The sequence below is a fragment of the Pseudooceanicola lipolyticus genome (assembly GCF_002786325.1).
GTDB classification, from domain to species: Bacteria; Pseudomonadota; Alphaproteobacteria; order Rhodobacterales; family Rhodobacteraceae; genus Pseudooceanicola_C; species Pseudooceanicola_C lipolyticus.
The window spans coordinates 1-2099 of the sequence record NZ_PGTB01000307.1; the positions used below are offsets into that span (position 1 = coordinate 1).

Genomic DNA, 2099 nt, shown 5'->3' on the forward strand with positions numbered 1-2099 from the left:
GCCGCAACTGCCCGGCGCGGCGGGCGCCGTCGGGCGTGGCCACCGGCGTGTCGGGCAGCAGGGTGGGCACCGGGCCCACCGGCTCCATCCGTTCCGATGCGGCAAGATACACCACCTCGGGCGACAGATAGCGGCAGCTTTCCGGCCGCATCAACGCCGCCAGGTCGCACAGCCGGATCGGCCGCGGCGCGGCCACCTCGGCGATGCGGGTTTCGCCGCTGTCCGGGTTTTCCAAAGCGATACGACCGGTTCGGGCCGGGCCGTTCCAGGAATAGGTCAGGCGCAAGGTCTCGGCCCGGCCCACTTCGGCGCAGTCGAACACCCGGTGCACGATCACCCCGCCCTGGTCCAGAATCACCGTGACCCCGCCGCCCGGCAGCGCCTGCACCGCGAAGTAAATCGGCCAGTCGCCGCGCCGTTCGAACACCACCAGAGGCCGGGGCCGGTGCAGCAACGGCAGACGCGCCTCGATCACGATCGAACCGCAGATGGCCAGCGCATCGCTGTCGGCACCATCCATACCGGCGGCGATCCAGCTTTCGTCCTGGCCTGCCAGCGCGAACCAGCTCATTTCCGGCCTGCCCGGCACGTCGCGTTCCGGTTTGCTGTCATGGTTTACCCTGTTTCCATCTTGCCGGATCCCGCCCAAGGGCGCGCCCGACCTGCATTTGTTCTTTTCTGACGCTGCGCTTAGCGCGCGATGGCGGTTCTGTTAACCGGATCGGGGCATAGAGGCCTTGGCTTCGCGACGATTTTGCCACAACTGTTGGCATGAAATTGCCTAAATACGGACCCGAGCCATGCCCCAGACCGATGCCGCCGCCCTGACCGCCGACCTGATCCGCTGCCCCTCGGTCACGCCCGAGGAGGGCGGCGCGCTGGTGCTGTTGGAATCCCGTCTGGCCGCCGCCGGGTTTGACTGCACCCGCGCCGACCGGGGCGACACCGCCAACCTGTTTGCCCGTTGGGGCGCCAAAGGCCATGCCCGCACCTTCGGCTTCAATGGCCATACCGATGTGGTGCCGGTGGGCGATGCCGCGGCCTGGACCGTCGACCCGTTCGGGGCCGAGACCCGCGATGGTGTGCTGTACGGGCGCGGCGCAACCGACATGAAATCGGGCGTTGCCGCCTTTGCCGCCGCCGCCATCGATTTTGTTCAGGACACGCCGCCCGACGGCGCCATCATTCTGGCGATCACCGGCGACGAAGAAGGCGATGCCACCGACGGCACCGTCGCCCTGCTGGATTACATGGAAGGCGCCCAAGAGCGCATGGCCGCCTGCCTGGTGGGCGAGCCGACCTGCCCCGAAACGATGGGCGAGATGATCAAGATCGGTCGCCGCGGGTCGATGACCGCCTGGTTCACGGTGACCGGCGTGCAGGGGCATTCGGCCTATCCGCACCGGGCCAGAAATCCCCTGCCGGCGATGGCGCGACTGATGGACCGGCTGGCCAGCCATGACCTGGACCAGGGCACCGATCATTTCGACCCCTCCACATTGGCCATTGTCACCATCGACACCGGCAACCCGGCAACCAATGTGATCCCGGCAGAGTGCCGCGCGGCGGTTAACATCCGGTTCAACGACACCCATTCGGGTCAAAGCCTGACCAACTGGCTGCAAGCAGAGGCCGACCGCGTCGCCGAGGCGTTCGGCGTGACCGTGGCGATGAAGGTGAAGATCTCGGGCGAAAGCTTCCTGACCCCGCCCGGTGCATTGTCTGACCTGGTGGCGCAGGCGGTGCAGGCCGAAACCGGCGTCACCCCGGAACTGTCCACCACCGGCGGCACCTCGGACGCGCGTTTCATCAAGGATCACTGCCCGGTGGTCGAATTCGGGCTGGTCGGCAAGACCATGCACCAGGTCGACGAACGGGTCGAAGTGGCGCAGATCCACCAGTTGAAACGCATCTATTCCCGCATCCTTGCCGATTATTTTGTCTGACCGCCCCACCCTTGTCGTCATGGTAAAGGAACCGCGGCCCGGCCGGGTAAAAACCCGGCTGGCACGCGGCATCGGCACCGTGGCGGCGGCCTGGTGGTTTCGCCAGCACAGCGCCGCGCTGCTGCGCCGACTGCGCGACCGGCGCTGGCGCCT

Annotated in this window: 1 protein-coding gene and 2 pseudogenes; 2 read left to right on the forward strand and 1 reads right to left on the reverse strand. The window is 67.2% G+C overall.

Translation table 11 applies throughout. The features are described 5' to 3' along the window. Positions 1 to 571, reverse strand: a pseudogene (locus tag CVM52_RS25350) (Hint domain-containing protein); the annotation flags it as partial. Positions 572 to 800: 229 nt separating this feature from the next. On the opposite strand from CVM52_RS25350, the gene dapE reads away from it, so the two are divergent. Together dapE and CVM52_RS28195 are read left to right on the forward strand one after the other, a co-directional pair. Continuing rightward, positions 801 to 1946: a succinyl-diaminopimelate desuccinylase gene (dapE, locus tag CVM52_RS25355; RefSeq protein ID WP_100165024.1), complete on the forward strand. Its 1146-nt coding sequence runs from the start codon at positions 801 to 803 to the stop codon at positions 1944 to 1946. A gap of 19 nt (positions 1947 to 1965) precedes the next feature. Next, positions 1966 to 2099: pseudogene (locus CVM52_RS28195) on the forward strand (TIGR04282 family arsenosugar biosynthesis glycosyltransferase); the annotation flags it as partial.

Bases quoted from the DNA above. Each gene is read 5' to 3' on its own strand.
- dapE (WP_100165024.1), top strand. From the start codon at position 801: ATGCCCCAGACCGATGCCGCCGCCCTGACCGCCGACCTGATCCGCTGC.